Consider the following 24,907-nt stretch of genomic DNA (forward strand, 5'->3'; position numbering starts at 1 on the left):
AGTATCCGTTGAAGCATTAGGCCGCGTCGGCGGCCAGAAGTTGCATGTCGAGGTGCTTGCCATTGTGGCCGGTGATTGCGACCTGCACAAGGTCGCGCGGGCGAAGGCCGGGGGCGGCGACAAGCGTGAAGTTTTCCGTATGCGCCAACCCGCCATTCTCCACAAGCAGCCATTGCCGCGTGCCGACCATCTTGTCGAGATGGATCTGGTGCAATCTTTGCCCGACCTCGCGCAGGCGCGCGGCGCGGTCCTTGACCAAGCCGCGGTCGAGCTGCGGCATGCGGGCAGCTGGCGTGCCGGGACGCGCGCTGTACGGGAAAACGTGCAGATGCGCGATGCCGGCCTCTTGCGCCAAGCCGACAGCATTGGCGAACATCTCTTCCGTCTCGGTCGGAAAGCCGGCGATCATATCGGCGCCGAAGCTCGTCTCCGGGCGCAGGCGGCGCACATCCTCGATGATACGCACGGCATCGGCGCGCGAGTGCCGCCGCTTCATGCGCTTGAGGATCATGTCGTCACCATGCTGCAACGAGAGATGTAGATGCGGCATGAAGCGCGGCTCGTCGGCGATGAGATCCATCAGGTGCCGGTCTGCCTCGATACTGTCGATCGAGGAGAGCCGCAGCCGGCGGATTTCGGGGATCTGCTTCAGCAGCGTCTTGGCAAGGAGACCGAGCGTCGGCGTACCCGGCAGGTCGGCGCCATAGCTCGTGGCATCGACGCCAGTCAGCACGATTTCGCGATAACCGCTTTCAACCAAGTTACGCGCCTGATCGACCACGGCACCCATCGGCACGGAGCGCGAATTGCCGCGGCCATAGGGAATGATGCAGAAGGTGCAGCGGTGATCGCAGCCGTTCTGCACCTGGATGAAGGCGCGCACATGGCCATCGATATGGCGGATCATCTGCGGCGCGGTCGCCCGCACGCTCATGATGTCATTGACGCGCAGCTTCTCTTCGGCCGAAACGCCGAAATCCGGCAAAGAGCGGTAGGAGGTGCTTTTCAGCTTCTCCTCGTTGCCGAGCACGGCATCGACTTCGGCCATCTCGGCGAAGGTCTGCTTCTCGGTCTGCGCCGCGCAGCCTGTCACGATGATGCGGGCATGCGGATTGTCGCGTCGCGCCCGGCGGATCGCCTGCCGCGCCTGGCGTACGGCCTCGCCCGTCACGGCGCAGGTATTGACCAGAATAGCATTATTGAGCCCGGCTTTCTCCGCCTCGGCCCTCATCACTTCGGATTCATAGGTATTGAGACGACAGCCGAAGGTAATGACCTCGACCCCGCTCACCGCGCTTGAGCCCCTTGCTCCGGATCGCGCGAGAAGCTGCCCGTGACCGGATCGACCGTGCCGGACCATTCCCATTCCGCAGGACCCGTCATCACGACATGATCGTTACTGTCTAGCCATTCGATGGTGAGCTTTCCAGGCGCCGGCGCCGAGGCGACCTCGATCGTCACCTTGCGGCCGGTGCGGCCGGTGCGCGCGGCGCTGACGGCAGCGGCACAGGCGGCCGAGCCGCAGGCAAGCGTCAAGCCGGCGCCGCGCTCCCAGGTGCGGGTGCGCAGCGAAGACGGCGACAGCACCTGCGCCAGCGTGATATTGGCGCGCTCGGGAAACATCGGGTGGTTTTCGAGCAGCGGGCCGAAACGATCCAGATCGAAGGACATCGGGTCCTTGTCGACCCAGAAGATCGCATGCGGATTGCCCATCGACATCGCCGAAGGCGAATGCAGGACGGGATTGTCGATAGGCCCGATCTGCAGCTCGATGCGGCTGGTATCGGCAAATTCCTCGGCAAGCGGGATCTTGTCCCAGGCAAAGACCGGCGTGCCCATATCGACCGAGATCGTGCCGTCCTCGTGCTCCCTTGCATTCAGGATGCCGGCGACGGTCTGGAAAGTAAAAACGTGTCTGCCGGTTTCGGCCGCAAGCGCCTGCACGACGCAGCGCGTGCCGTTGCCGCAGGCCTGCGCTTTCGTGCCATCGCAGTTGAGGATATCGATCCAGGCATCGGTGCCCTGCAGCTTCGGATCGTGGATCGCCATGATCTGGTCGAACTGGGTGGCAGGGTCGGCATTGAGCGCGATCGCCGCAGCCGGCGTCACCACATCCTTGCGGCCGCGCATGTCGATGACCAGGATCTTGTTGCCAAGCCCGTTCATCCTCGCGAATTCGACCGTATTGCTCATGATGCCATGTCCGTCCGTGTTTCGAGCTGTATATGGCGGAATTGCGGGGGAATTACCAGTGGGACGTGAAGGATGACAAATTTCAGATTTGGCCGCAGTGTCATTTATTTTCAGAAAAAATCATTCGCCGTGTCGGATTGTCAAACATTGCCACGTCCTAGGCTCGTCCACTCCGTCAAACCATAGGGATTATGACCATGCCGAATACCATAAGCCTGCACCGCGTCCTCGCCACAAGCCCGGAAAAGGTCTATCGCGCATTCATCGAAGCGGATGCGCTGGCCAAGTGGCTGCCGCCGAATGGCTTTGCCTGCAGCGTGCACCACTTCGAAGGAAAAGTCGGCGGCACGTTCAAGATGTCGTTCCGCAATTTTACGACCAGTGAAGTCCACGCTTTCGGCGGTGAATATATCGAGCTCGTTCCCGGCGAACTGGTGCGTTACACAGACAGGTTCGACGACCCCAACCTGCCCGGCCAAATGGAAGTGACGGTGACATTGAAAAAGGTGCTGGTGGGAACCGAGGTCAACATCACCCAGGCCGGCATCCCCGATGTCATCCCGCCGGAAGCCTGTTATCTCGGCTGGCAGGAATCGCTGATCAATCTCGCGAAACTGGTTGAACCTGAGATTAAGCAGTAAGGCACGTTGAGGCTGAAAATTCCTTCTCCCTTCGGGGAGAAGGGGTTTTGGCGACAATATCAAACAACAGGCACGTCGAAAACCTCGCCTGCCCTGAGCGGGCGAAACCGATCCGGCTCCACGCCGTGCACCTTCAGCGCGACATCCAGCGCCTGAACGGGCGTATCGATGCCTTCGTCCGTCAGCTGGAAGGTCGCGAAGTGATGCCCAGCGACATAGGCCGCGTTGCAGAGCTTCATGCCCTTCACCGCCTCTTCCGGATTCTGATGCTGACCCTTCATGAACCAGCGCGGCTCGTAGGCGCCGAATGGCAGGATTGCGAGGCGGAAACCGCCATGTTTTTCCCGGGCAGCCTCATAATTGATGCCATCGTGAAAGCCGGTATCGCCGACATGATAGATCTTACCTGCTGGCGTGGTCAGCACGAATGCCGCCCAGAGCGCCATGCGCCGGTCGCCCATGCCGCGTGCCGACCAATGATGACAAGACTCGGCATCGATCGTCACGCCGGTCTTGAACGCGATGCGATCACCCCAGTCGACAACAGTAATGTCGGCATCTGGAACGGCGCGGCGGATGATCGTGTCGTTGCCGAGCGGCGTGACGATCTTTGGCCGGCGCGCCTGCTGCAAGCGAGCAAGGGTCACGAGATCGAGATGGTCGTAGTGATTATGCGTGACAAGCACGAGGTCGATATGCGGTAGGTCCTCGAAGCGGATGCCGGGCGGCACCACGCGCTTCGGCCCGACGGACCGGAAGGGGCTGACGCGCTCCGACCAGACGGGATCGGTTAGGATATTCAACCCGGCGACCTGCACCAGCATCGACGCATGGCCGACCATGGTCACCCGCATCTGGTCGCCGAAAACATGCCGATCCGGCTTGGCCGGCGGGAAGGCGCTGATGACAGGATTGGGCCAGCGTACCCGCCCGCCGCCGAGCTGCCATCGCAAGAGATCGAGCGCATTGCCTGGCGCGACACCGCCGGGATTGAAGAAACGTTGACCATCGAAATGGTCGGAAACCGGACCTTGATAATAGGGATTTTTCTTGGTCGAGCGCGATGAGCTTGTCATGCTTTATCCGCCCGTTGCGCACCAGCCGCCTCGGCGGCGGGAACGCCGGCTTTGGCGAACCATTCTTCGGCCTCGGAAGGCGTCAGCGCCTCCTCGATCACGACATTCGCCGGCATTGCGAATAGCTGTGGCGTGAAGAAGCTCGTGTCCCACAATGCTGCGCCTTCGACCACAGGCGAAAGTAGGATGACCTGCCGGCCATCGATGCGCGAAATCGTCTCGACGGATGCTTCGCCGGAAATGTCGGCAAGGCCCGGCTCATCCGGCCGCACCGTCTGATAGCGCCACCAGGGTTCGTCATTACCGTCTTCGGCCACGGTCACGCAGCGTGCCATATCGATAATGAACCGATGGGGCGTACGACCGTCAGGAAGCCGCTCGCCGAACGTCGCCTGAATGAGCGTGAAGAGATGAAAGCCGTTGACGATATTCTCATAGCGCAGACGAAAGCCCTGGCGGCTCGGCAGGTGCAGCACCAGCAGATCGTCGCTGCGGCTCAAGAGCACCTGGCGAACCCAGGCTGCACCCGGCGTATAATCCTGCAGCTCGGCAAGCTGCGCCATCAGTGCCTTGTTGCCGGCAGCGAGTGCACGCTCCTGCGGCATGCCGGAAAGATGCGAAACCGCCGATTGACCAAGCAGCTGAAAGGCATCCAGCAGCTGCTTTTGCCGAGGGCTCAGCTCCTTGCGGCCGGCAAAGCCGCGATGGATCTGCGGCAGCCACGCCAGATAGAGCTCCCACACGGCCGGACCGCTGCGTTCCACGGCCCCGCCCTTCTCGACGATGGTCCCGAGCATATTGGCAAGAACGGCGGCTCCCGGTGGCGGCAAGTGGCTAAGCTCGCGCGCCGCCCGCGCGGCGATCTTAGGCTGGGCCTTGGCACTCGCGTAGAAGGCTTGCGCCGCCGTATTGAAACGGGTGTCGACCCGGCCGCCGGCGTAAGCGCGACAGGCAGCAAGGAGATCGGTCAGGGCTGTATCATTCATTCGGAACGGTCTCGGGGAATCACTTGACGGCTGGGATCGATACAACAATTTGAAAACGGTGATACGGTCAAATCGACGTCGATATGGCGATCTCATCCGTGCATTTCAGGCATTTCGGCCGCATTGGGTTGACTTTGCCGGCCTTTTCCTGTTTATCGCCCGCAATCTGCGACGAGCACAAGCCTCCGAGCCACCGACCGGGACCCATTAAGGTATAAAGAGATCCCGGAGGTCAACACCCGACAGCGCGATGCGCCCTCGGGTGCTTTTTGGCTTTGCGTCTTGTTTTCGTCATGGAAAAGCACGACGTTTTCGGGCGAGGAACCGCGCAAACTTGCGCCAAGTCCAAATCCCAAGCGATCGATAAGGAAGAAACGATGTTTGAAAACCTCCAGGACCGTCTTGGTTCCATTCTGAATGGACTGACAGGCCGCGGCGCGCTTTCGGAAGCCGATGTTTCCGCAGCGCTGCGCGAGGTTCGCCGCGCGCTGCTCGAAGCCGACGTGGCGCTGGATGTCGTGCGATCCTTTACCGATCGCGTCCGCGAAAAGGCCGTCGGCGCCGAAATCCTGAAGTCGATCAAGCCCGGTCAGATGGTCGTCAAGATCGTCCATGACGAGCTGATCGAGATGCTCGGCGGCGAAGGCGTCGGCATCGATCTGAATGCGCCCGCCCCGGTCGTCGTCATGATGGTCGGTCTGCAGGGCTCCGGTAAGACCACCACGACGGCCAAGATCGCCAACCGCCTGACGAGCCGCGACCGCAAGAAGGTCCTGATGGCCTCGCTCGATACGCGCCGTCCGGCGGCGCAGGAGCAGCTGCGCCAGCTCGGCGTGCAGACCGGCGTCGACACGCTGCCGATCATATCAGGCCAGTCGCCGACCGACATTGCCGCTCGCGCCGTGCAGGCCGCCAAGCTCGGCGGCCATGACATCGTCATCCTCGACACCGCCGGCCGTACGCATATCGACGAGCCGCTCATGGTCGAGATGGCGGATATCAAGAAGAAGTCCAATCCGCATGAAATTCTGCTGGTTGCCGATAGCTTGACCGGTCAGGACGCCGTCAACCTTGCCCGCAATTTCGACGAGCGCGTCGGGATTACCGGCCTCGTGCTGACCCGCATGGACGGCGATGGCCGCGGCGGTGCGGCCCTTTCGATGCGCGCAGTCACTGGCAAGCCGATCAAACTGATCGGTGTCGGCGAAAAGATGGGCGAGCTGGAGGAATTCCATCCCCGCCGTATCGCTGACCGCATCCTCGGCATGGGCGACATCGTCTCGCTCGTCGAGAAGGCTGCCGAGAATATCGACGCCGAGAAGGCGGCCGCCATGGCCGCCAAGATGGCCAAGGGCAAGTTCGACCTCAACGATCTCGCCGACCAGCTCGGCCAGATGCAGAAAATGGGCGGCATGGGCGGCATCATGGGCTTGATGCCCGGCATGTCCGGCATGAAGGACAAGATGGCCGCCGCCGGCCTCGATGACCGTCTGTTCAAGCGCCAGCTCGCCATCATCTCCTCGATGACCAAGGCCGAGCGCGCCAATCCGGACCTTTTGAAGCATTCTCGCAAGAAACGCATCGCCGCCGGCTCAGGCACCGACGCCTCCGACATCAACAAGCTTCTGAAGATGCACCGCCAGATGGCCGACATGATGAAGATGATGGGCGGCAAGGGCAAAGGCGGCATGATGAAGCAGCTGATGGGCGGCCTTGCCGGTAAGATGGGTCTCGGCGGCGGTATGGGCGGGATGCCCGACCTGTCGAACATGGATCCCAAGCAGCTCGAAGCCTTGCAGAAGCAAGCCGAAGCCGCCGGCCTCGGCCGTCCCGGCGGCCTTCCGGGTGGTTTGCCGGGCCTGGGCGGCGGCGGTTTGCCGGGTCTCGGCGGCGCCAAGCTGCCGGGCCTTGGCGGTGGTTTCCCGGGCCTCCCCGGTTTGCCGAAGAAGAAGTGAAAAGGATCGTTGACCCCCATGATTGATCCAGACGTCAAGGCCCAACTGGGCAACTACCGCCAGTCGATCGACAATATCGATGCTGCACTGGTGCATATGCTGGCCGAACGCTTCCGCTGCACCAAAGAGGTCGGCGTGCTGAAGGCCAAATACGACCTGCCGCCGGCCGACCCGGCGCGCGAGGAATTTCAGATCGAGCGTCTGCGCCGCCTGGCAAAGGACGCCAATCTGGACCCGGATTTCGCCGAGAAGTTCCTGAACTTCGTCATCAAGGAAGTCATCCGGCATCATGAACAGATCGCTGCGGATTTCAAAGGGTAATCCCCGGCCGCATGATCCCGAAGGACGCAGGACGTTTTCGACAGGGATCACGCGACACGAAAAAAGCAGCGCGACGTAACCATACCGCACAACGAAGCGGTCAAGAAAAGCCTAAGGAGAATGAACATGGCACTGAAAATTCGTCTCGCCCGCGGTGGCTCCAAGAAGCGCCCGTACTACCACGTTGTCGTAGCCGACGCCCGCTCGCCGCGCGACGGCCGTTTCCTGGAGACCCTCGGCTCTTGGAACCCGATGCTTGCCAAGGACGACGCGAAGCGCGTTGAACTCAAGGTCGAACGCATCAAGCATTGGCTCGATCACGGCGCCCAGCCGACCGACCGCGTTCTGCGCTTCCTCAACGAAGCCGGCATCGCAAAGCGTGAAGCGAAGAACAACCCGGAAAAGGCAAAGCCGGGCAAGAAGGCTCAGGAGCGCGCTGCCGAAAAGGCACAGAAGGTTGCTGACGCCGCCGCTGCTTCCGAGTAATCGGCCCTCGCGTTGATTGAAAACGGGTGGCATGGCGACATGCCGCCCGTTTTTTGTTCCCATCGGCAAATGTTCAGCCTATGAGAGAACCAACGACAGCGCCGCGTGTCACAAATGAGTGCAAAGGTCGCTGTAGCATTTTGGATCTGCTGCATAATCCCGGCAATCGGCGAAGAGACCATGACGAAACTGCAAAACCCGGTATTGATGGCCACCATTGGCGCGGCGCAGGGCCTCAGAGGCGACGTGCGCGCCCGCGCCTATACCTCGGATCCAACCGCGCTTGGCGATTATGGCCACCTGCACAGCATGGACGGCCGCAGCTTCGAAGTTCTGGAAATCCGCGAGGCCAAGAATGTCGTCATCGTGCGCTTCCGCGGCATCAATGACCGCAATGCTGCCGAGGCGCTGAACGGACTGGAACTCTATATCGAGCGCGACAACCTGCCGGATGACGAGCTCGACGACGACGAATTCTTCTACACCGATCTCGAAGGCCTGGAAGCCGTGGACGATCAGGGCACCGGCTACGGCACGGTCAGCGGCGTCTATGATTTCGGCGCCGGCGACCTGCTGGAGCTGAAGGGGCCGGGCAAGCGCCCCGTGCTGATCCCCTTTTCCGAGGCAGCCGTGCTCGAAATCGATCTCGAAGGCGGCAAGATCCTGATCGATCCGCTGGCAGCCGGCTTGATCGACGACCCCGACGATCTGATCGGCAAACCCGCAAAGCCGGAAAAGCCGCAGGGCAAGCCGAAGAAGTGATCCTTATTGGGAAGTGACCGCGCCATGAGTTTTCGGGCGACTATCCTGACGCTCTATCCCGAGATGTTCCCCGGCCATCTCGGCACGTCGCTTGCCGGCAAGGCGATGGAACGCGGGCAATGGTCGCTGGACACCGTGCAGATCCGTGATTTCGCCACCGACAAGCACCGCACGGTCGATGACACGCCGGCCGGCGGCGGGGCCGGCATGGTGCTGAAGCCTGACGTGCTTGCCCGCGCCATCGACGATGCGAGCGAAAACGACAGCCGCCCCCGCCTGCTCATGAGCCCGCGCGGCAAGCCGCTGACGCAGAAGCGCGTCCGCGAACTTGCCGAGGGCGATGGCGTCATCATCGTCTGCGGCCGCTTCGAAGGCGTCGACCAGCGCGTCATTGACGGACGCGACCTCGAGGAAGTCTCCATCGGCGACTATATCCTCTCGGGTGGCGAACCGGCCGCCCTCATCCTGCTCGACGCCATCGTCCGCATCCTGCCTGGCGTCATGGGCAATGACCTCTCCGGCCTGCACGAAAGCTTCGAAGGCGGCCTGCTGGAGCACCCGCATTATACCCGCCCGCAGATCTGGGAAGGCCGCGAGATCCCCGCCATCCTCACCTCGGGCAACCACGCGGCAATCGCCAAATGGCAGAGGGAGAAGGCCGAGGAGCTGACGCGAGAGCGTCGGCCGGATTTGCTGGACGAATTGCGGAAGAAATAGCGACAACACCGGCTGGATGAGCGACATTGGTTCAAGCGCGCCGCAAAACTGGCGCCAATCGCCACTTAATTCAGCCGCAAGGGGTGACAAACGCGTGACAATAGGGTATGTGCGCGCCCGGCATGGGAAATTTCCCATCAACCAGCAAAGAAGAGCAGACGTATTCGCTCCTGCCTGAACGGGCATATATCCGAGGCGTGATCTCAGGGTCCGACCGAAGATAGAATGATGAGCGCTCTGGCTGTTGAAGCAACAACGAGGTTGATAACATGAACATCATTCAGCAGTTGGAAGCCGAACAGGCTGCCAAGATCGAAGCCAAGCGCACGCTCCCCGAATTTTCCGCTGGCGACACTGTTCGCGTCAACGTGAAGGTCACGGAAGGCAACCGTACCCGCGTTCAGGCCTATGAAGGCGTTTGCATCGCTCGCTCCGGCGGCGGCCTGCAGGAAAACTTCACGGTTCGCAAGATCTCCTACGGCGAAGGCGTCGAGCGCGTATTCCCGGTTTACTCGCCGATGATCGAAAGCGTCGAAGTCGTTCGCCGCGGTAAGGTCCGTCGCGCCAAGCTCTACTACCTGCGCGACCTGCGCGGTAAGGCTGCCCGTATCGTCGAAAACACCGGCACCCGCGCCCGCAAGCTCAACGATGCCGAGCGTCAGGCTCTGGCCGATGAGAAGGCACGCATCGAAGCCGAGAAGGTTGCAGCCGCTCAGGCTCTCGCAGCCGAGAAGGCAGCAGCGGAAGCCGCCGAAGCAAAGGCAGCTGCCGAAGCTGCTGCTGCAGCCGAGCCGGCAGCAGAATAAGTTTCGATCCACTTGGGATCGCAAAGCTTGAAGGCGGCCCTCGGGTCGCCTTTTTGCTGTCCGGCTCACGCCCATCGGAAAGAAATTTTCATCGCCAGCCACCCGCTTAGAGTTGCTTTTCTATTTTTATGATCGCAGCCACGGCAACGGCCTTGCCATGCACTTTCCAAATATGACACTTTCCCGCCACGCTAATCGGGGAGATTTTCATGGCATTCCGTCGTTCGTTCCTTCTGGGCCTTGGCGCCCTCGTGCTTGCACCTTTCGCTGCCTTCGCCGCCGACCTGCCGAACCTGAACGGCAAAACCGTCGTCGTCGTCACCGAGAATGCCTATCCGCCGCTGCAGTTCATCGACCCGAAGACTAACAAGGCGATCGGCTGGGAATATGACGCGATGAACGAGATCGCCAAGCGTCTGAACTTCAAGGTCGAGTACCAGAACACCAGCTGGGACGCGATGATCCAGGCTGTTTCCGAAGGCCAGTACAACATCGGCATGACCGGCATCACCATCAAGGAAGACCGCAAGCAGAAGGTCGATTTCTCCGACCCCTATATGCGCTCGCAGCAGTTCATGCTCGTGCGTGGCGACGAGAAGCGCTTCACCGATGCCAAGAGCTTCGCCGCCGTCAAGGAGGCCCTGATCGGCGCGCAGCCGGGCACGACGCCCTTCTACACCGCCGTCTATGAAGTCCTCGACGGCAACGAGCAGAATCCGCGCATCAAGACCTTCGAAACCTTCGGCGCGACAGTGCAGGCGCTGAAGACCGGAGACGTCGACATGGTGCTGACCGACGGCACGGCCGGCAAGGGCTACGTCGACGCTTCCAATGGCGGCTTGAAGCTCGTCGGCGGTCCGCTCGGCACCGAGGATTTCGGCTTTATCTTCCAGAAGGGCTCCGATCTCGTCGCCCCGATCAATGCCGCCATCGCCAGCCTCAAGGCCGACGGCACGCTCGACGCGCTGAACAAGAAGTGGTTCCTCGACTACAAGATGGGCCAATGAACTCTGAAGACCGATATATTGGAAGCCCGCTCTGATGGCGCCTTTGGCAGGTCCGGGCGGGCACCGCGGTAAGGATGACTTTCCCTGGTGGCTGATTGCCCTCGCTATCCTCGGCATCGTCGCCTCATTCGCAATTGCGGCGAACGGCCTCTATGCCCAGATTTTCTCTCTTCTGCTGAATGGCATCGGCGTCACGGTCTTCGTGACGCTGGTGGCCTTTACGCTGGCCATGCTGCTCGGCCTCGGGCTGGCGCTGCTCGGCCTTTCCGATTTCCTCGTGCTCAGACAGATGGCGCGCTTCTACATCGAGATCGTGCGCGGCATCCCGATACTGGTACTGCTTTCCTATATCGCCTTCGTCGGCACGCCGGCCTTTGTCGCCGTCTATAATTTCGTCGTCTCGCCATTGATCTCCACCGGCTGGGCAAGCCCGCTCATCACCCGCGACGTGCCCTTCGTCTGGCGCACGATCATCGCGCTGACCATCGCCTATTCCTCCTTCATCGCCGAGATCTTCCGCGCCGGCATCCAGGCGGTCGACCAGGGCCAGATCGAAGCAGCAAAAGCGTTGGGCCTCAGCCGCTTCCAGCGCTTTCGGCTCGTCGTCTTCCCTCAGGCGATCCGCGTCATCCTGCCGCCGCTGTCGAACGATTTCATCGCCATGGTGAAGGACAGTTCGCTGGTGTCCGTGCTCGGCGTCGCCGATATCAGTCAGCTCGCCAAGCTCTATTATTCGGCCAATTTCCGCTACTTCGAAACGCTGTCGATCCTCGCCTTCATCTATCTGCTGCTGACGATCGGTCTGTCGCTGCTGCTCAGGCAACTCGAAGCCTGGATGCGCCGCCGCTCCGGCAGCGACCGCTCCGCCTTCCCCCGTCTGGCCGCGGGCCAGCCGCCCAGCGCGCAAGTATGATGGCCAAAGGCGACCGTACCGATACAGCCTATCGTCGCCATTGCCGAAGGTTTTGAAAATTGATATGAGCATGGCCATGAGTAAGATCATGAGCAAAGACGGACGTTACGTCACGGCTTTCGTGCTGCAGGACCATAAGCGTCTGCCGGCACGTTTCTTTGCGATGATTTCGGGCGCGCTCAACAGCCGACTTCGCTGATCACACCCGAGGCCGGCGGTCCTGATCCGTCAACCCCCATCTTCGATAATGCCAATATGGATCTGTAGCCATGAGCGCTCCACGCACACTGTACGACAAAATCTGGGACGACCATCTGGTCGACGCCCAAGACGACGGCACCTGTCTTCTCTATATCGACCGTCATCTCGTTCACGAGGTGACGTCGCCGCAGGCCTTCGAAGGTCTGCGCATGTCCGGCCGCAAGGTTCACGCGCCGCAGAAGACGCTCGCTGTCGTCGACCACAATGTCCCAACCTCGCCGGATCGCCACCTCGGCATCAAGAACGAGGAAAGCCGCATTCAGGTCGAGCAGCTCGCCAAGAATGCCGCCGAATTCGGTGTGGAATACTACTCCGAAAACGACAAGCGCCAGGGCATCGTCCACATCATTGGCCCCGAGCAGGGCTTCACTCTGCCCGGCATGACCATCGTCTGCGGCGACAGCCACACCTCGACCCACGGCGCCTTCGGCTCGCTCGCCCATGGTATCGGCACGTCTGAAGTCGAGCATGTGCTCGCCACGCAGACGCTGATTCAAAAGAAGGCCAAGAACATGCTGGTGCAGGTCGACGGCCAGCTGCCGCCCGGCGTCACCGCCAAGGACATCATCCTTGCCATCATCGGCGAGATCGGCACCGCCGGCGGCACCGGCTACGTCATCGAATATGCCGGCGAAGCCATTCGCTCGCTGTCGATGGAAGGCCGCATGACCATCTGCAACATGTCGATCGAAGGCGGCGCCCGCGCCGGCCTGATCGCTCCGGATGAGGTCACCTTCGAATATATCAAGGGCAAGCCGCGTGCGCCCAAGGGCGAAGCGCTGGAACAGGCGATCGCCTACTGGAAGACGCTGAAGTCCGACGAGGGCGCGCATTACGACCGCATCGTCAAGCTCGATGCCGCAAGCCTGCCGCCGATCGTCTCCTGGGGTTCCTCGCCGGAAGACGTCATCTCCGTTCAGGGTATCGTTCCGAACCCGGACGAGATCCAGGACGAGACCAAGCGCGCCTCCAAGTGGCGTGCGCTCGACTATATGGGCCTGAAGCCGGGCACCCCGATGACCGAGATCAACGTCGATCGCGTCTTCATCGGCTCCTGCACCAACGGCCGTATCGAAGACCTGCGCGCCGTCGCCAAGGTCGTTGAAGGCAAGACGGTGGCTTCCACGGTCAACGCCATGATCGTTCCGGGCTCCGGCCTCGTGAAGGAACAGGCCGAAGCCGAAGGTCTCGACAAGATCTTCAAGGCTGCCGGCTTCGATTGGCGCGAACCTGGCTGTTCCATGTGCCTCGCCATGAACGACGACCGCCTGAAGCCGGGCGAACGCTGCGCATCAACCTCGAACCGCAACTTCGAAGGCCGCCAGGGCTTCAAGGGCCGCACCCATCTGGTTTCGCCGGCCATGGCCGCCGCTGCCGCGATTGCCGGCCACTTCGTCGATATCCGCGAGTGGAAGTAATCTGCTTCGATTGATTGCATGCAAAAGGCGGCCTCCGAGCCGCCTTTTTTGTCTGCTGTAAAATTCTCCCGCCTGAGCCGTCTATCTCAGAATTCAGCGACAGCTCTCAGCCGCACTGCCTCAGGCCCGGCTTTCGTGACATCCGCTCTCCCCTACATTTTCTGAAATCTCTATTTGAGATTGCAGCCCGAAGATGATTTTATACCGCCCGTCTGACTCATTTCCCGCGCTCCTCCCGATTTTCGATCCGAGAAGCCCATGTCGATTTCAGATAAGATCTACCGTCCCTTCGAAAGGTTGATCCGGCCGCTCGACATCCCCTACCGGCCGCTGCCCCCCACGGGGCCATTGGCCGTTCTTCTTCACTTCATCCTCATGTTTCGCGGCATCCTGATCACGCTCGCGCTCTGCACCATGGCGATTGAAATCATGAGCCTGACCATCGTTTGGGGCCTGTCCGTCATTGTCGATGGCGTCACGCAGCAGGGTGCTGCCGCTTTCCTGCACAACGACCGGATGCTGCTGATCTTCCTTGGGCTGATGCTTTTCCCTTGCATCCCGATTGGCTCTTTCCTCGTCAATACGTTGAACTCGCATACGCTTGGCATCGGCATGCCGGCCGCCATTCAATGGCAAGGCCACAGGGCGGTGGAGCGGCAGGATCTCGCCTTCTTCCACGATCTCTATGCCGGCCAGGTCGCCTCGCGCCTGCAGCAGGTAGCTTCAGCCGTCCAGCAGCAGGTCGTTTCGGCCTTCCAGTCCATTCCGCGCTTTATCATGCAGATGGTCGGCTCCGTCATCCTTCTGGGCGCGCTCTCCTGGCAGCTTGCCCTTCCGTCCATCATCTGGATCACGCTCAACGTGCTTCTCGCCGTCAGGCTGGCGCCCGTCTTCACTGAGCGCTCCCGCCGCTCGGCCAAGCGTCGCAGCCTGATTTCCGGCGCCATCACAGACCTCTACGCCAATATGCAAATGGTCAAGCAATTCGCCGCGGAAGACAGCGAGGCCGGCGCCATCAGAGGCATCATCAGCAAGGCGATCGAAGCTCAGCAGAGCGAACAACGCATCTATCGCACCTCGGAAGTCATCGTCGTCGTTCTCAACATGATGCACTGGCTGGCTATCCTGTCGATCGGCTTTACCGGGCTCGTGGATGGCTTCGTCACGATCGGCGAATTCACCGCCGCCGTTTATGTTCTCAACCGCCTCTCCGGTCACACATTTACTTTCCTGCAGATGGGCCAGCAGATCTTCCAGGCGATCGGCACGATCAAGGACGCCATGCCAGTCATGACGACGCCGCCTACCATTACCGACGGGCCGGACGCGCGGGATCTTGTCGTCCCGAACGGCGAAATCCGCTTCGAGAATGTTCGTTTCGCCTACAAATCTGGCAAGCCCGTCATCAATGACCTTTCGCTGACGGTGCGGCCGGGCGAAAAGGTCGGCCTCGTCGGCCTCTCAGGCGCCGGCAAGACGACGCTCGCCAACCTGCTCCTGCGCTTCTACGATATCAAGGACGGCGCGATCCTGATCGACGGGCAGGATATCCGCGCCATCACGCAGGCAAGTCTTCGCCGCGCGATCGGGGTCATCGCGCAAGATGTGGCGCTGCTGCATCGTTCGGTCGGCGACAATATCCGCTACGGACGGCCGGAGGCGACCAAGGACGAAATTGAGGAGGTCGCGAAAATGGCTAGCGCCGATGCCTTCATTGCCGATCTCGCAGACAGCGAAGGCCGCAAGGGCTATGACGCCTTCGTCGGCGACCGCGGCATCAAGCTTTCCGGCGGCCAGCGCCAGCGCGTCGCAATCGCCCGCGCCCTGTTGAAAGACGCACCGATCCTGGTGCTGGATGAGGCAACCTCGGCGCTGGACAGCGAATCCGAAGCCGCCATCCAGGATAGGCTCAATTTGGTGATGGAGGGCAAGACGGTGATTGCCATCGCTCATCGCCTCTCCACCATTGCCAAGATGGACCGCATCGTTGTGCTCGATCACGGGCGCATCGTGGAAGAAGGCAGGCCCGAAGAACTGGCCGAACAGAATGGCCTGTTTGCCCGCCTGTGGAAACGCCAGACCGGCGGCTTCATTCCCGAAGACATCAACGAACTCCTGCCGACATCGTCTACGAGCTGATGTCAGAAGTCTGCAGGCAACTGCTGCCTCAAGCATGTCGCGCAAAAATAGGAAGCGGTTTTGCAATAACGACATGCGCTTTAGTAGCCTTATCCTCTCGACGCGGTTGCCGGGCGCCCGGTAGATGCTGATTTTTCGGTGGATGGAACCTGCTGCGCCCGCTGGCTCAGCCAGACGCTGCCGAGCACGACGACAATGCCGAAGATCTGCATCGGGCTCAGCTGCTGGCCGAGTACGGCCCACCCCAGAATGACCGCCATGGTCGGGCTGAGGAAGCCGAGCGGCGAAACCATCGAGGGCTCGAGCCGCGACAGGCCCCGAAACCAGAGAATGTAGGTGAGTGCTGCGCCGATCAGCCCGAGATAGGTGAAGCCGAGAATATTGGCGCCGGTCAGATGCGGCAGCGGCGGCTCAAGCAGCAGCGCCACCGGCAGCAAAAGCACGCCGCCTGCCGTCAGCTGCCATGCCGTAAAGGTCAGCGGCGAGACATCGAGCCGCCAACGGCGGCTGAGCACGGTTCCCGCGGCCATGGAGAAGGCGCCGCCAATGCCAGCGATAATGCCGATCGGATCGAGCGTCGCATTCGGAGTCAGGATCAGCAGCGCAACACCGCCGATGCCGGCAATGGCGGCAATAATCGAAAGGCCACGGATCGGCGATCCCAGCAGCAAGCGCGCCAGAACGATGACGATCAGCGGCTGAACTGCACCGACCGTCGCGGCCACGCCACCCGGCAGGCGATAAGCCGAAATGAACAGCAGCCACCAGAAGACGGAGAAGTTCAGTGCACCGAGGACCAGTGATTTCAGCCACCAAATCCCGCGCGGCAGCTGCCGCACGATCACAAGCAGCAGCAGCCCGGCCGGCAGGGCACGCAGCATGGCGACCGTCAGGGGATAGCCCGCCGGCAGCAGTTGCGTCGTTACCAGATAGGTGCTGCCCCAGATCGCCGGCGCGATGGCGGTGAGCAACAGGTCGAAATTGCGGTTCATGGCCTTGGTCTCAAATTTATCTTGACCTCAAGATAATCCGAAATACCTTGACGTCAAGATAAAATCATGGCGAAGTTCCGCCATGGATCGCATCGACAAAATTCTCGCCCAGTGGCGCCGTGAACGACCCGACCTCGACACCACGGCCATGGGCCTGTTCGGGCGCCTGCGCAATCTCGCGCTCCATCTCTCGCGCGAGATGGAGAAGACCTTCGGCCGCTTCGGCCTGAACGCGGCGAATTTCGACATGCTGGCGACCCTGCGCCGTTCGGGCGAGCCCTATACGCTCTCCCCCAGCGACCTGATGGAGACGATGATGGTCTCGTCGGGCACGATGACCAATCGTATCGATCAGTTGGAAAGGGCCGGCCTCGTCGCTCGCAGCCAGAACCCGGATGATGGCCGCAGCTTCCTGATATCCCTGACGCCGAAAGGCTTCGAGCTTATTGATGCGGCGGTGACGGCGCATGTCGAAACGCAGAAACGCCTGATCTCCACCCTTTCTGAAGGCGAACGAAAGGCTCTTGACCGCCTGCTGCGCAATTATTTAGCCGACTTCGAATCTGGTTGATTGCTCCCGATGCGATCCGGCGCAGACATCGCGAATACAGCTTCTCAGCCAACGGTGCGCCGGATCCGCATCCATGCGAGGATGCCAGAGCAGCGAGATCGTCACATCCGATGTCGGCACCGGCAGCGCGAATGTATGCATGCCGACACGCAGATTGCCCGTATACCGTTCGGGAACACTGACGATCATGTCGGACGCGCGCGCCAGAGCCAGCGCCGCCGAAAAACTGCCCACAAGCGTCACGATTTGCCGCGCCAGCCCCAGTTTCTCCAGCGCCTCGTCGATCTGGCCCTTCTGCAGGCCACGCCGGGAAACGAGAATATGCCGACCGGTGGCATAACGCTCCGGAGTTATCTCCCCTTCGGTCAACGTATGCCCGCTTCGGACCACGCCGATGAAGCGATCATGAAACAGCGCCTGCGTCCGCAGCTCTGGGCCGGTATCATCGCCCACGACGCCGGTCTCGAAATCGATCGTGCCGTCGCGCAGAGGCATGCTGTCCTTGTCCAGCTTCTGAGTGAAGTAGAGCCGAACGCCAGGCGCCTGCTCGGCAATGCGTGCGATCAGTTCGGCGCCGAAATTCTCCACGAAGCCTTCGCGGGTGCGCAGCGTGAAGATTCGAGCAAGCTGCTTCAGATCGAGGCTTTCAGCGGGCCGCAAGGCCGCTTCCGCCTCCTGAACGAGATGATCGACGCGCTCGCGTAGCTCCAGCGCCCGCGGCGTCGGCACCAGCCCCCGCCCGGCCCTGACCAACAACGGATCGCCGGTGGTCTCGCGCAGGCGCGCCAGCTGCCGGCTCATCGCCGATGGACTCAGCCGCAGTCTCCGGGCAGCACGCGCCACGCTGCCTTCGGCAAGCAGGACATTCAGGGTGACAAGCAGATTGAGATCGGGGGTGGACATGATGCAAGCATAGCACGGTTTTCCCAATATATAGCGCTAAACGCACGAATAAAGTGCAAATGCTGCGTGTTCCGCCACATGAGGCAAACCGTTACCCTCGGCGGGATTTTTCAGATCTCGTCAGAATTGGAGCGCACATTGAAGCCAATCGTTGAAGAGCCGCGCAAAGCCGGCCACACAAAATCCGCATCCTCGATCCGCTGGGCCCTTGCCAGCCTGTCGCTCTCCATGCTGATGCCCTCGCTCGATACCAGCATTGCCAATGTCGGGCTGCCGACGCTCGCTCGGACATTCGGCGCATCCTTCCAACAAGTGCAATGGATCGTGCTCGCCTATCTCCTTGCCATTACCACGCTGATCGTCAGCGTCGGAAAGTTGGGTGACATTTTCGGCCGGCGGCGCCTGCTGCTGATCGGCATAAGCCTCTTTACCCTCGCCTCGCTCTTCTGCGGCATCGCACCGACCCTCTGGCTGTTGCTGGCCGCCAGAGCCTTTCAAGGCCTCGGCGCCGCCATGATGATGGCGCTGGCGATAGCAATGGTCGGCGAAACCGTGCCGAAAGAGCGGACGGGCAGCGCCATGGGCTTGCTCGGCACCATGTCTGCGATCGGCACTACGCTCGGCCCGTCGCTCGGCGGCATCTTGATCGCCAGCTTCGGCTGGGAGACCATTTTCCTCGTCAATGTGCCGCTCGGGATCGCAAACTTCCTGCTCGCCGCCTGCTTCCTGCCGGCGGATCGCCGGCACAGGAAGGTAAGCCAGGGGCGGCTGGATATGATCGGCACTTTGCTGCTGGCGCTGACGCTGGCCGCCTATGCGCTGGCGATGACAATCGGGCATGGAAGCTTTGGCGCCTTGAATATGGGTCTGCTGCTGGCCACGGCTTCAGGCATCGCTCTGTTTGCCTTCACTGAGACGAAGGTGAAGTCGCCGCTATTGCATCTTTCCATGTTTCACGATCGTAAGCTCAGCACGGGCCTTGCCATGAGCACTCTCGTTTCCACTGTCATCATGGCAACGCTGGTGGTCGGTCCCTTCTATCTCTCTCGCAGCCTTGGCTTCGATGCAGCCCATGTCGGTGCCATCATGTCCTCCGGCCCGCTGGTGTCGGCGCTGACGGGGGTACCGGCCGGCCGCATTGTCGATCGCTTCGGCGCCCAGCGCGTGACCACGACGGGTCTTGCGGGCATGATTGTCGGCCTCTTCCTGATAGTGATGCTGCAAGGCAGATTCGGAGCCGCCGGCTATATCGGCCCGCTCGTTATCGTGACCGCAAACTATGCGCTCTTTCAGGCGTCCAACAACACCACCATCATGAAGGACATAAACGCGGAGCAGCGTGGCGTGATTTCCGGTATGTTGAGCCTGTCGCGAAATCTCGGCCTGATTACAGGCGCCGCCGTCATGGGTGCGATCTTCACATTCGCCTCCGGCGCCGCCGACATCACGGCGGCGCATCCGGAAGCAGTGGCGAGCGGAATGCAGACCACCTTTGCGGTGGCCGCTCTGCTGATCGTTGGGACTTTGGCTATAGCACTTGCCGGCTCTGCTTATGCGAAGCGCGCACCTCTTTCAGAGGAGGCGCTATAATCGGCTTATAGAAAAAGGCCGGATGCAAATGCTTCCGGCCTTCCAGAGTTCAATTTCTGAAATCAGAAACTCGCCGTCAGCGGGTCCGGCCCGATGCGGCCACTGGCCGAATCGAGCTTGGTCATCTCGGCCAGATCGTCGCCTTCGAGCTTGAAGTCGAAGACGTTGAGGTTTTCCTCGATGCGGCTCGGCGTCACCGATTTCGGGATGACGATCAGGCCGTTGTCGATGTGCCAGCGGATGATGATCTGCGCCGGGGTGCGGCCATGCTTGGCGGCGATCTTGCCGATGACTGTATTGGTGAGGAGCTTGCCCTGGCCGAGCGGGCTCCAGGATTCGGTCTTGATGCCGAGCTTGTCGTGAACCGCACGCAGTTCCTTCTGCTGGAAGGTGGGATGCAGCTCGATCTGGTTCAGCACAGGCGTCACGCCGGTCTCGCCGATGATACGTTCGAGATGCGCGGCGGCAAAATTGGAAACGCCGATCGAACGGGCGCGGCCTTCTTCCTTCAGGCGCACGAAAGCCTTCCAAGTGTCGAGATAACGGTTGCGGTGCGGCGACGGCCAGTGGATCAGGTAGAGGTCGATATAGTCGGTGCCGAGCCTTTTCAGGCTTTCATCGAAGGCCTTCAGCGTGGAATCGAAGCCCTGCGCCTCGTTCCAGAGCTTGGTTGTGAGATAGATATCCTTGCGGGCAACGCCGGACTGCCGCACGCCTTCGCCAACGCCATCTTCGTTGGCATAGATGGCTGCGGTATCGATATGGCGATAGCCGGCTTTCAAAGCCGTGCTGACGGCCATCGGCGCGACATTCTCCGGTGTCTGCCAGACGCCGAGGCCGACCTGCGGAATGGAATTGCCGTCATTGAACGTAATTGTCGGTTGCGTGGTCACGATAAGTCTCCAAAGGATGAGAAGCGGGTGGAGTGAAGGCGTGATTTAAATTCTAAAAGAAAAGCGGGCGGTCTGGTCCGCAAAGGCGCACCGGTCGAAATCCCATATAGTGGAGAATATCGGGATGTTAACCCCGGGCGTCCTTTCAGACAACCCGGACGGTCGTACCTCTTCGCAGCGATGGCAGAATGCGCTTCATGTCGCGCAGGCTCACGGCAACACACCCGGCCGTCGGCTCGTATCCCGGCCTGATCAGGTGAAAGAAGATCGCCGAGCCGCGGTTGCGCTTGCGAGAGCTCACATTCCAGTCGAGCACCAGGCAGACGTCGTAGAGGCCGTCGCCTCGCCGCAATTCCTCATGGCTCGGCCTGAAAGGAGCCTTCACCAGTCTATTATAGTTGGGATCATCAGGTTGGTCGCACCACAGCATATTCTCCCGGATATGCCGCATCGGCAAGGCCGTCCGCAGAAAACGGACCCGATCGCCCCGCGTGAAGCCGTAAAGCAACTTCATATCCGCGATGGGTGTCGCGCCGTCGCCTTCGCGCTTCAATATGCTGCGTCCGGATCGGCCGATCGCCGCCGGTACCGTCATGCCCCCGACCTGCACCAGCGCCCGCGTTTTCTTACCTGGCTGAGGACGCACGACGATTGTCGAAGCGGTCCGCCTGGTCCCCGCCCTTGTCTTTTGCATTTTCCTCACATGTTTTTGCTTTGCGCGTGATTTCATTTGAAATCATAGCAGTTTCAACCAAACGACCAAGCCTGAGCCGCGTCGCGACTTGCTAAAAATGCAATTTGGCGTAGGACTTAAGTGGGATTAGAATGAGGACCCGAACGGCATGACCGCACGCACCATTCTCCTGGTGGACGATGACAACGACCTGCGTGAAATGTTGGTCGAGCAATTATCGCTTTACGAGGAATTCAACGTCCTGCAAGAGGCGACCGCCGGAAAGGGCGTGCAGACCGCGCGCACCGTACCTGTCGATCTCCTCATCATGGATGTCGGCCTGCCCGATATGGATGGCCGCGAAGCCGTGAAGCTGCTGCGCAAGAACGGCTTCAAGCCGCCGATCATCATGCTGACGGGGCATGACACGGATTCCGACACCATCCTCGGCCTCGAAGCCGGCGCCAACGACTATGTGACGAAGCCCTTCCGCTTCGCCGTGCTGCTCGCCCGCATTCGCGCGCAGCTGCGCCAGCACGAGCAGAGCGAGGATGCGACCTTCACAGTAGGACGCTACCTCTTCAAGCCGAGCCAGAAGCTTTTGACCACCGAAGACGGACAAAAGATCCGCCTGACGGAAAAGGAAGCCGCCATCATCCGCTATCTCTATCGCGCCGACCAGAAGGTCGTCACCCGCGATATCCTGCTGGAGGAAGTCTGGGGCTACAATTCCGGCGTGACCACCCATACGCTCGAAACCCATGTCTACCGCCTTCGCCAGAAGATCGAGCGCGACCCCTCCAACGCCGAAATCCTGGTAACGGAAAACGGCGGCTACAAGATCATTCCATAGGCGATCGATGGCGCTGAACGACGATATCCGACTGCTGTCGCAACTGCCGCTGTTTCATGGCATGGGCGATGAGCCGCTGCGGCTGATCGCCTTCGGCGCGGATCGCCGCCATGTGAATGAGGGCCAGACGCTGTTCCGGGAAAAATCACCCGCCGAATGCGCCTATGTCATCACGCGCGGCAGTTTCGAGCTCAGCACCATCGATGCTAACGGCCAGAAGCAGGTGGAAGCGGTGGTCCAGGCAGGCACCATGCTTTCGGAACTGGCGATGGTAACGTTGGTGGAACGGAAATACACGGCTGTCGCCGCCGAAGAATCCGACGTGATCCGCATCACGCGCGCCCTCTTCCATCGGCTGATCGAGGAATATCCGGACGCCGGCCTGCTGATCCAGAACCGTATCCGCGAAAACTTCGCCGCCCTTGCCAGACAGGCAGCCGCAATGCTCGGCCGCTTTTCCTGACAGCAAAGCCAGAATTTCAATTTAGAGCTCGATGGCGGTCTTCTTCGAAGAGACCGGCGGTGAAATCGGCCGGGATTGACGTAAGGCGTCTTGGAATCCTCGAACCAGTTTCCATGCGTTGGGATCGTAGATCCCTGCCTCATGTGCAGCACTGAGATCACTTGAGGATTGAAAACCTGCAGCTTTGGCGTCGTACTCCATCTTGTTCGAAACGGTGAGCTGCGCAACAAACGCCAGAACGGCAATCAACCATCCAAAGAGCCGATGTCCCTTCCTAAATAGTCCGCGTGAGATGCCGTAGAACATGATGAAAATGAGCACGCCAATCAATGCTAGCATAGGTGACATGAACAACCGCGCAGTTGGAAGGAGTCGAATTTATCGCAAAAGCATACTGAATTCTCCATATTCTACCATACCGCGAACGCCGCCAAAAAAGAGTGCGGTTAACGGACGCTGAATGCCGCATCGCAAAACCTCGACGACTATCTAGCAACCGACCATGCGTTCGCCCGGCACTTCCCGCATACATAGATGCGGCGAGAAGCCGCTTCGCGCCCTGATCCGCTAGCGCTTGAAACCAGTAAGGGGATTTTCGTCTCAGCAAATCTATAGATTGAAATGCGCCACGACCGGCACATGGTCGGACGGACGGTCCCAGCCGCGCGCCGCTTTCAGGATCTCGATGCGCTGCAGATGCGGGCCAAGATCGGAGGAGGACCAGATGTGGTCGAGGCGGCGGCCGCGGTCGGCAGCCTCCCAATCCTTGGCGCGATAGCTCCACCACGTATAGAGCTTCTCGCTTGCCGGCACCTGCTGGCGCATCAGGTCGAGCCAGGCGCCGCGCTTCATCACCTCGAGCAGCCCTTCGGTCTCCACTGGCGTATGGCTGACGATCTTCAGGAGCTGCTTGTGCGACCAGACGTCGTGCTCCAGCGGCGCGATATTGAGATCGCCAACGAGGATCGCGGAGGTGTTCTGCTCGGCATTGGCATGCAGCTTCTTCATCTCCTCGATGAAATCGAGCTTGTGACCGAATTTTGGATTGATTGTGCGATCCGGCTCGTCACCGCCGGCCGGAACATAGAAATTGTGCAGGCGGATGCGCCGGCCCCCACGCTCGAAGATGGCCGAGATATGCCTGCTGTCGCCGACATTGCAATAGTCCTGGCGATGATCCTCTGTCAGCGGAAAGCGCGAGGCGATGGCCACCCCATGATAGCCCTTCTGGCCATGAATGATGATGTGCTCATAGCCAAGCGCGCGGAGCGGCGCGTGAGGGAAAAGCTCGTTCGGAACCTTGGTTTCCTGTAGGCAGAGAATATCGGGCCGGGCCTGCATGACGAATTGCTCGACGATCGGCATACGCAGCCGCACCGAATTGATGTTCCAGGTCGCAATCGAAAATCCCATGCCCGAGCCTTTTCCTTGGAGCAATTCGAGGAAAAGTGCGCAGCGGTTTTCCGTCCGGAATTGCGTCAAAACAGACAGCCGGAGCGATTCGGCGATTCGATGAATCACCGGTCTCTCTCTCCGGTCAGCGTAAGGCTTTAGACCGGCTGTAGCGGAAAGAAAAGCGCCATTCGCGGCTTACCTGTGGCGCAGGATGGAAGCGACGCTTAGCGCGTATAGTCGATGCGGAAAACGCTATCGTCGAAGGCGACGTTCGTCTTCACATTGTTGATGATAACGTCGGTCGTCTTGCCCTGCGGATCGATGACGGTCCATTGGCGTAGATCATAGGACTTTGAATCAAAGATCATCGTAATAGTGGAATCGCCGAAGACGGTGCGATTGCCGAGTGTGATCTTGGTCAGATCCGGCTGCGAATCGACGTTGCGCACCATGTCGGCCGAGAGGTCGATCTTGTTGGCCAGCAGCAGGCTCAGCGGCGTCTTCGATAGCTGATACATGTTCCTCGTCTGCGTCTGATCGTTGATGACCTGTACGTTATTACCGTCGCAGATCACGCGCATGCGCGACGGCGGATCGTAGTTGAAACGCATCTTGCCGGGCCGCTGGATGAAGAATGCGCCGCTCATCTGATCGCCGCGCGGTCCGATCTGCAGGAAGCCGCCCTTCATCGACTTGATGGACGAGAAATGATCGGCAATGGCCTGGGCGATACCGGGATTGAGGGTAGCTGCAGCTGTTTGCGTCTGGGCCTGAGCCTGTGCGAAAGCCGAAACCGGCAGAGCGCCTGCCGCGCCGACCGCAAGCGCAGCGCCGAGAAGGTGCCGGCGGGTCAGGGAAAGTCGGCTGGACGGCTGCGCATCAAACTTTGTCAT

At 60.6% G+C, this 24,907-nt stretch carries 26 protein-coding genes; 15 read left to right on the top strand and 11 right to left on the bottom strand.

The genetic code is table 11. The annotated features are described in order from the left end of the window. Window positions 1–16 precede the first annotated feature (16 nt). Both mtaB and dapF read right to left on the bottom strand, forming a co-directional pair. The gene (gene mtaB, locus PH558_RS20005; RefSeq protein ID WP_285206148.1) at window positions 17–1,291 is read right to left on the bottom strand and encodes a tRNA (N(6)-L-threonylcarbamoyladenosine(37)-C(2))-methylthiotransferase MtaB; all 1,275 of its coding nucleotides are present in this window, start codon (window positions 1,289–1,291) and stop codon (window positions 17–19) included. Then, window positions 1,288–2,193: a diaminopimelate epimerase gene (gene dapF, locus PH558_RS20010; protein ID WP_285206149.1), complete on the bottom strand. Its 906-nt coding sequence runs from the start codon at window positions 2,191–2,193 to the stop codon at window positions 1,288–1,290. The genes mtaB and dapF overlap by 4 nt, the downstream gene beginning before the upstream one ends. Window positions 2,194–2,390: 197 nt before the next feature. On the opposite strand from dapF, the gene PH558_RS20015 reads away from it, so the two are divergent. Continuing rightward, window positions 2,391–2,834: an SRPBCC family protein gene (locus tag PH558_RS20015; protein ID WP_162751418.1), complete on the top strand. Its 444-nt coding sequence runs from the start codon at window positions 2,391–2,393 to the stop codon at window positions 2,832–2,834. A 59-nt stretch (window positions 2,835–2,893) separates the two neighbouring features. On the opposite strand, the gene PH558_RS20020 is transcribed toward PH558_RS20015, so the two are convergent. After that, window positions 2,894–3,910, bottom strand: coding sequence for an MBL fold metallo-hydrolase (locus tag PH558_RS20020; RefSeq protein WP_285206150.1), 1,017 nt, complete (start codon window positions 3,908–3,910; stop codon window positions 2,894–2,896). Continuing rightward, entirely contained in the window at window positions 3,907–4,896 is a 990-nt protein-coding gene (locus PH558_RS20025) for a hypothetical protein (RefSeq protein WP_285206151.1), read from the bottom strand. The genes PH558_RS20020 and PH558_RS20025 overlap by 4 nt, the downstream gene beginning before the upstream one ends. 377 nt (window positions 4,897–5,273) lie before the next feature. On the opposite strand from PH558_RS20025, the gene ffh reads away from it, so the two are divergent. From ffh to PH558_RS20075, 10 genes are all read left to right on the top strand, one after another. Next, window positions 5,274–6,851: a signal recognition particle protein gene (gene ffh / locus PH558_RS20030; protein ID WP_113407860.1), complete on the top strand. Its 1,578-nt coding sequence runs from the start codon at window positions 5,274–5,276 to the stop codon at window positions 6,849–6,851. Between the two features lie 18 nt (window positions 6,852–6,869). Next, window positions 6,870–7,172, top strand: a complete 303-nt coding sequence (locus tag PH558_RS20035) for a chorismate mutase (protein WP_092717298.1) — start codon at window positions 6,870–6,872, stop codon at window positions 7,170–7,172. A gap of 126 nt (window positions 7,173–7,298) precedes the next feature. Next, window positions 7,299–7,658, top strand: a complete 360-nt coding sequence (gene rpsP, locus PH558_RS20040; protein ID WP_095433020.1) for a 30S ribosomal protein S16 — start codon at window positions 7,299–7,301, stop codon at window positions 7,656–7,658. A 180-nt stretch (window positions 7,659–7,838) separates the two neighbouring features. Beyond that, window positions 7,839–8,420 (top strand): ribosome maturation factor RimM, encoded by a 582-nt coding sequence (gene rimM, locus PH558_RS20045; protein WP_095436059.1) that lies wholly within the window; start codon window positions 7,839–7,841, stop codon window positions 8,418–8,420. 24 nt (window positions 8,421–8,444) lie between these two features. After that, the gene (gene trmD / locus PH558_RS20050) at window positions 8,445–9,137 is read left to right on the top strand and encodes a tRNA (guanosine(37)-N1)-methyltransferase TrmD (protein WP_285206152.1); all 693 of its coding nucleotides are present in this window, start codon (window positions 8,445–8,447) and stop codon (window positions 9,135–9,137) included. A 269-nt stretch (window positions 9,138–9,406) separates the two neighbouring features. Continuing rightward, window positions 9,407–9,943, top strand: coding sequence for a 50S ribosomal protein L19 (rplS, locus tag PH558_RS20055; protein ID WP_069614778.1), 537 nt, complete (start codon window positions 9,407–9,409; stop codon window positions 9,941–9,943). Between the two features lie 209 nt (window positions 9,944–10,152). Then, a complete protein-coding gene (locus tag PH558_RS20060; RefSeq protein ID WP_095433022.1) occupies window positions 10,153–10,950 on the top strand; it encodes a transporter substrate-binding domain-containing protein in 798 nt (265 codons plus the stop codon). A gap of 34 nt (window positions 10,951–10,984) precedes the next feature. After that, window positions 10,985–11,863 (top strand): amino acid ABC transporter permease, encoded by an 879-nt coding sequence (locus tag PH558_RS20065; protein ID WP_285206153.1) that lies wholly within the window; start codon window positions 10,985–10,987, stop codon window positions 11,861–11,863. Window positions 11,864–12,132: 269 nt separating this feature from the next. Beyond that, window positions 12,133–13,542, top strand: coding sequence for a 3-isopropylmalate dehydratase large subunit (gene leuC, locus PH558_RS20070; RefSeq protein ID WP_113407863.1), 1,410 nt, complete (start codon window positions 12,133–12,135; stop codon window positions 13,540–13,542). Between the two features lie 258 nt (window positions 13,543–13,800). Continuing rightward, the gene (locus tag PH558_RS20075; protein ID WP_285206154.1) at window positions 13,801–15,681 is read left to right on the top strand and encodes an ABC transporter ATP-binding protein; all 1,881 of its coding nucleotides are present in this window, start codon (window positions 13,801–13,803) and stop codon (window positions 15,679–15,681) included. Window positions 15,682–15,770: 89 nt separating this feature from the next. On the opposite strand, the gene PH558_RS20080 is transcribed toward PH558_RS20075, so the two are convergent. Next, on the bottom strand, window positions 15,771–16,673 hold the full coding sequence (locus PH558_RS20080) for an EamA family transporter (RefSeq protein ID WP_113407864.1): 903 nt from the start codon (window positions 16,671–16,673) through the stop codon (window positions 15,771–15,773). Between the two features lie 82 nt (window positions 16,674–16,755). On the opposite strand from PH558_RS20080, the gene PH558_RS20085 reads away from it, so the two are divergent. Next, entirely contained in the window at window positions 16,756–17,244 is a 489-nt protein-coding gene (locus PH558_RS20085) for a MarR family winged helix-turn-helix transcriptional regulator (protein WP_113407865.1), read from the top strand. Here PH558_RS20085 and PH558_RS20090 read toward each other — a convergent pair. Beyond that, on the bottom strand, window positions 17,221–18,147 hold the full coding sequence (locus tag PH558_RS20090; RefSeq protein WP_113407866.1) for a LysR family transcriptional regulator: 927 nt from the start codon (window positions 18,145–18,147) through the stop codon (window positions 17,221–17,223). The two genes, PH558_RS20085 and PH558_RS20090, sit on opposite strands and share 24 nt — an antisense overlap. Window positions 18,148–18,285: 138 nt before the next feature. On the opposite strand from PH558_RS20090, the gene PH558_RS20095 reads away from it, so the two are divergent. Then, entirely contained in the window at window positions 18,286–19,737 is a 1,452-nt protein-coding gene (locus tag PH558_RS20095; RefSeq protein ID WP_244575232.1) for an MFS transporter, read from the top strand. A 62-nt stretch (window positions 19,738–19,799) separates the two neighbouring features. Here the strand turns inward: PH558_RS20095 and PH558_RS20100 are convergent, their stop codons facing one another. Continuing rightward, window positions 19,800–20,630 carry an aldo/keto reductase gene (locus PH558_RS20100; protein ID WP_113407868.1) on the bottom strand — a complete coding sequence of 277 codons (831 nt, stop codon included), beginning with the start codon at window positions 20,628–20,630 and terminating at the stop codon, window positions 19,800–19,802. A 145-nt stretch (window positions 20,631–20,775) separates the two neighbouring features. Further along, window positions 20,776–21,324, bottom strand: a complete 549-nt coding sequence (locus tag PH558_RS20105; protein ID WP_285206156.1) for a L,D-transpeptidase family protein — start codon at window positions 21,322–21,324, stop codon at window positions 20,776–20,778. Between the two features lie 148 nt (window positions 21,325–21,472). Here PH558_RS20105 and PH558_RS20110 point away from each other — a divergent pair, with 148 nt between their 5' ends. Beyond that, window positions 21,473–22,156, top strand: coding sequence for a response regulator transcription factor (locus PH558_RS20110; RefSeq protein ID WP_069614787.1), 684 nt, complete (start codon window positions 21,473–21,475; stop codon window positions 22,154–22,156). 7 nt (window positions 22,157–22,163) lie between these two features. Next, window positions 22,164–22,619: a cyclic nucleotide-binding domain-containing protein gene (locus PH558_RS20115; RefSeq protein WP_285206157.1), complete on the top strand. Its 456-nt coding sequence runs from the start codon at window positions 22,164–22,166 to the stop codon at window positions 22,617–22,619. A gap of 21 nt (window positions 22,620–22,640) precedes the next feature. Here the strand turns inward: PH558_RS20115 and PH558_RS20120 are convergent, their stop codons facing one another. The 3 genes from PH558_RS20120 to PH558_RS20130 form a co-directional block, all read right to left on the bottom strand. Further along, complete coding sequence (locus tag PH558_RS20120) at window positions 22,641–22,958, bottom strand: hypothetical protein (RefSeq protein ID WP_113231456.1); 318 nt, start codon at window positions 22,956–22,958, stop codon at window positions 22,641–22,643. A gap of 270 nt (window positions 22,959–23,228) precedes the next feature. Continuing rightward, window positions 23,229–24,032, bottom strand: a complete 804-nt coding sequence (locus tag PH558_RS20125; RefSeq protein ID WP_113231455.1) for an exodeoxyribonuclease III — start codon at window positions 24,030–24,032, stop codon at window positions 23,229–23,231. Window positions 24,033–24,238: 206 nt separating this feature from the next. Continuing rightward, window positions 24,239–24,907 (bottom strand): outer-membrane lipoprotein carrier protein LolA, encoded by a 669-nt coding sequence (locus PH558_RS20130; RefSeq protein WP_095436062.1) that lies wholly within the window; start codon window positions 24,905–24,907, stop codon window positions 24,239–24,241.

The organism is Rhizobium pantanalense (assembly GCF_030182525.1).
Lineage (GTDB): Bacteria > Pseudomonadota > Alphaproteobacteria > Rhizobiales > Rhizobiaceae > Rhizobium.